General features: G+C 70.3%; 3 protein-coding genes. 2 read left to right on the top strand and 1 reads right to left on the bottom strand.

The window, feature by feature from the left end; translation table 11 throughout:
- Positions 1-73: 73 nt before the first annotated feature.
- Complete coding sequence (locus tag ACIQ3R_RS15525) at positions 74-1,105, bottom strand: aldo/keto reductase (protein ID WP_397419764.1); 1,032 nt, start codon at positions 1,103-1,105, stop codon at positions 74-76.
- Positions 1,106-1,179: 74 nt separating this feature from the next.
- On the opposite strand from ACIQ3R_RS15525, the gene ACIQ3R_RS15520 reads away from it, so the two are divergent.
- Entirely contained in the window at positions 1,180-2,892 is a 1,713-nt protein-coding gene (locus ACIQ3R_RS15520; RefSeq protein WP_397419763.1) for a sulfatase, read from the top strand.
- Positions 2,893-2,913: 21 nt separating this feature from the next.
- Positions 2,914-4,503, top strand: a 1,590-nt coding sequence (locus ACIQ3R_RS15515) for a glycoside hydrolase family 3 protein (protein WP_397419762.1), incomplete at its 3' end; no start/stop codon positions are given.

Genomic DNA, 4,503 nt, shown 5'->3' with positions numbered 1-4,503 from the left:
CGACGCTAGAACCCCGACGGACGCGATTCAATCGCTATGTTCCGAAGCGGTATCAAAACTGCGGTTCGCCGAACTACGACGCGCCCAGGCTCAAGAGATTGTCCACCGGTCGGTAGAGCGCCTCCAGATAGGCGATGTCCTCTTCCGAGAGCGTGATGCTCACCGCCTCGGCCAGTTCCGCCAGCTGCTCCGGACGTGAGGCGCCGACCACGGGCGCGGTGACGGCGGGCTTGGCCAGCAGCCAGGCCAGCGCCACCTGGGCCGGGCGCTTGCCGATCCGGCCCGCCACCTCGATCACCCGCGCCGCGACATCGAACACATGCTCGCCGCGATAGAGCCCCTCGGTGCGGGCCCGGTCCTGGCCCTTGGACCGCGCCGAGGCGCCGCCTGAAAACCCGCCCTGATAGGCGCCCGCCAGAATCCCCCGCGCCAGCGGCGACCAGGGCGTGAGCGCCACGCCCGAGGCCGCGCAGTAGGGGATCATCTCCCGCTCTTCCTCGCGATAGACGAGGTTGTAGTGGTTCTGCATCGAGACGAACGGCGTCCAGCCGTTGGCCTTGGCGGTCAGCTGCAGCTCGGCGAACTGCCAGGCGAACATCGAGGAGGCGCCCAGATAGAGCGCCTTGCCGGCCTTCACGACGTCGTGCAGCGCCTCCATCGTCTCTTCGATGGGGGTTCCGGCATAGCCCGGCACGCCCTGCGGATGCCGGTGGATGATCAGCTGGTCCACATAGTCGACCCCCAGCCGGCTCAGCGACGCGTCGATCGATTCCAGGATGTGCTTGCGCGACAGCCCGCCCTGGTTGGGGTTGCGCCCCAGCGGGAAGCCGACCTTGGTGGTAAGCACATAGCGATCCCGCGTCGTGGCCTCGCGGAGCAGTTCGCCGAGCGCCGTCTCGCTGGCCCCCAGGCCATAGACGTCGGCGCAGTCGAAATAGAAGATCCCCAGGTCGAAGGCCTTGGCGATCAGCGCCTTGGCCGTATCCCGGTCCAGCGTCCAGTCGCCCTGGTGCCCCCGGCCCGGCGTGCCGATGTTCATCGTCCCCAGCGCCAGGCGCGAGACATGCAGACCGCTCAGGCGGCCAAGCTGGACAGCGGGAACCATGGGCAGACCTCCGGGCGCGGATCGCCCGCCGCACGGGTCGCGCGCGAAGGCCGCCGGGTCAAGTCGGAGGCCCCTTGAGCCGGACACCTTCCGCGCCCATTCTCGCCTTGGCCGTCCGCATGGAGTTCGTGATGCCGACCCGCGCCGCGCTGACGATCCTGGCCGTTCTCATGATGGCGATCTGCGCCCCGGCCGCGACGGGCCGGCCCGCCCCGCCCAACATCGTCGTCATCATGTTCGACGACCTGAGCCCGCGAATCGGCGCCTTCGGCGACCCGCTGGCGCGCACGCCGAACCTCGACGCCTTGGCCAAGGAGGCGATCCGCTTCCCCAACACCTTCGTCACGGCTCCGGTCTGCGCGCCCAGCCGCGCGGCGCTGTTCTCCGGCCGCCACCAGCAGACCCTCAGCGCCCAGCACATGCGCACCCGCGGCGCGGCCGGGCTCCCGGGCGGCGGACCGATCTCCTACGACGCCACGCCGCCGCCCGAGGCGAAGTGGTTCCCCGAGCTGCTGCGCCGCGCGGGCTATTTCACCGTCAATGTCGGCAAGACCGACTATCAGGTCGGCGAGCCGTTCACGGTCTGGGATGCGAGCGGCGCCGTGGACTGGCGCGCCCTTCCCAAAGACCGACCCTTCTTCGCCTTTCTGAACCTGGCCCGCACGCACGAGAGCTACATCTGGCCGGAGACCACCGACAGCACGGATCCGGTCGCCCGCCGCGTGGCCGAGCGCAACCGGGTGGAACTGGCCGCCAAGCCGCGCCTCACCGATCCGGCGGAAGTGCGCGTTCCAGCCTTCCTGCCCGACACCCCCGTGGTTCGAGCCGATATCGCCCGACTCTACGACAACCTGGCCTACGAAGAACGACGGGTCGGCGAGATCATGGCGACGCTGCGCGAGTCCGGAGAGCTTGAGCGCACCGTGGTGATCGTCTCCGCCGATCACGGCGACGGCCTTCCACGCATGAAGCGCGCGATCCACGCCACCGGCCTGCGCGTTCCGATGATGGTGCGGCTGCCCGGCGGTGTCGGAGCCGGGACCGTTCGAGAGGATCTGATCAGTTTCGTCGATCTGGCGCCGACCCTCCTGGCGTTGGCGGGTGAGCCGATCCCAAAGGGCATGCAGGGCCGCCCGTTCCTGGGCCCAGGCGCCAAGGCCAACACCCGCGTCTACGCCGGCGCGGATCGGTTCGATGAGACCCAGGAGCATCAGCGCGCGGTGATCGACGGCCGCTTCCAGTACATCCGCAACTATCGCCGCGAGCTGCCCCAGCTCCAGCCGCTGGCGTTCCGCGACAACCTGCCGACCATGCAGGAGATCTGGCGCCTCAAGGCCGAGGGCAGGCTGACGCCCGCCGTGGCGCAGTGGCTGGGCCCTAAACCCGCCGAGGAGCTTTACGACCTGGCGGCCGATCCCGACCAGGTCAGGAACCTCGCCGCCGACCCGGCCCACGCCGGCCATCTCGCCCGCCTGCGCCGCGACCTGGATCGCTGGATCGCCCGCGTCGGCGACATGAGCGACCGTCCGGAGATCGAGATGGTCGAAGCCATCTGGCCCGGCCGCATCCAGCCGAAAACCGCCGCGCCGGTCGCCCGGCCGGCCCGCGACGGCGTGGCTCTGACCAGCGAGACGCCCGGCGCCTCCATCGGCTGGCGACCGACCGGCGAGACCGCCTGGCGGCTCTATGTCCGGCCGATCCAGCTGGCGCCCGGCGCAGTGGTCGAGGCCAAGGCGATCCGCTACGGCTACGCCGAAAGCCCGGTGGCTCGCCTCAGCGCGCCCTGACCGATTGCATCGAGAGACCGCATGATCGCCCCCTCCATAGTCGCCAACGACTTCGCCCCCAGAAAGGGCATGACCGCCGCCGAGATCGACTCCGTCGTCGCCGCGATCCTGGCCGAGGCCACGCTGGAGGAGAAGGTCGGCATGATGTCCGGCAAGGGCTTCTTCAAACAGCTCAAGGAGGACAACAACGTCTGGGGCGCCCGGCCCTATCGCGCCGGCGGCGGCATCGAGCGGTTGGGGGTTCCGGCCTTCTACTTCACCGATGGTCCGCGCGGCGTCGCCCGGGGGCGCTCCACCTGCTTTCCCTGCACCATGGCGCGCGGCGCGGCCTTCGACGTCGATCTCGAGCGCCGCATCGGCGAGGTGATGGGCATCGAGGCCCGCGCGCAGGACTGCAACCTCTCCGGCGCCGTCTGCATCAACCTCCTGCGCCACCCGGCCTGGGGCCGCGCGCAGGAGACCTATGGCGAAGATCCCCACCACATGGGCGAACTGGCGCTGGCGCTCGGCGCCGGCATCCAGGCGCACAATGTCTGCGCCACGGTGAAGCACTTCGCCCTCAACTCCATGGAGAACGCCCGCTTCAAGGTCGATGTGCGCATCGATCCGCGCACCCTGCGCGAGGTCTATCTGCCGCACTTCAAGCGGGCCATCGACGGCGGCGTCGCCTCGGTGATGAGCGCCTACAACCAGATGAACGGCGAGTACTGCGGCCAGCACCGCGAGCTGCTCACCGACATCCTGCGCGGCGAGTGGGGCTTCGACGGCTGGGTTCACTCCGACTGGATCATGGGCGTCTATCACCCCTACGGCGCCTCGGCCGGCCTCGATGTGGAGAACCCCGAGCCCCGCGTCTGGGGCGACAAGCTGATCGCCGCCGTCCAGGAACGCACCGTCGAGCCCGAGGTGATCGACCGCGCCTGCCGCCGGATCCTGACCACCCTCTACCGCTTCGCCTGCGCCGAAGACCCGCTGGAGAGCTACCCCGTCTCGCTGGTCGCCTCACCGGCTCATGTGGCCCTGGCGCGCGAGGCGGCCGAGAAGTCCGCCGTCCTGCTCGAGAACGACGGCGTCCTGCCGCTAGAACGCGCCAGGGTGAAGCGCCTCGCCGTCCTCGGACGCCTCGCGGGCCTGATCAACACCGGCGACTACGGCTCCAGCCTGGTCCGCGCGCCGCATGTGGTGACACCGCTCTCCGGCCTCGCCGCCTACCTGGAAGGCCATGCCGAGATCGCCGTCGGCGACGAGGGCGACCTCGCCGCCGCCGGCGCGGCGGCCGCCTCCGCTGACGCCGTGGTCGTGGTCTGCGGCTACACCGCCGCCGAGGAAGGCGAGTACATCCCGGGCGGCCTGACCATGGGCGAGGACGGCGGCGGCGGCCCGGCCCAGCCCGCGCGCGGCGGCGACCGCGTCGACCTCGGACTGCCGGTGGCGCAGATCGCGCTGATCGAGGCCGCCAAGGCGACGGGCAAGCCGGTGATCGTAGTCATCGTCGCCGGATCCGCCGTGCTGGTCGAAGGCTGGCGCGAGGGCGTCTCGGCGATCCTGCAGACCTTCTATGCCGGCATGGAAGGCGGTTCCGCGCTCGCCCGCCTGCTGTTCGGCGAGGTC

Source organism: Phenylobacterium sp., assembly GCF_044371015.1.
In the GTDB taxonomy this organism is placed as follows: Bacteria; Pseudomonadota; Alphaproteobacteria; order Caulobacterales; family Caulobacteraceae; genus Phenylobacterium.
The sequence above is the reverse complement of the archived record's forward strand: the minus strand, read 5'-3'. Positions and strand labels throughout refer to the sequence as shown.

Coding starts and splice junctions, on each gene's coding strand:
- ACIQ3R_RS15525 (WP_397419764.1), bottom strand. CDS start 1,105: ATGGTTCCCGCTGTCCAGCTTGGCCGCCTGAGCGGTCTGCATGTCTCG.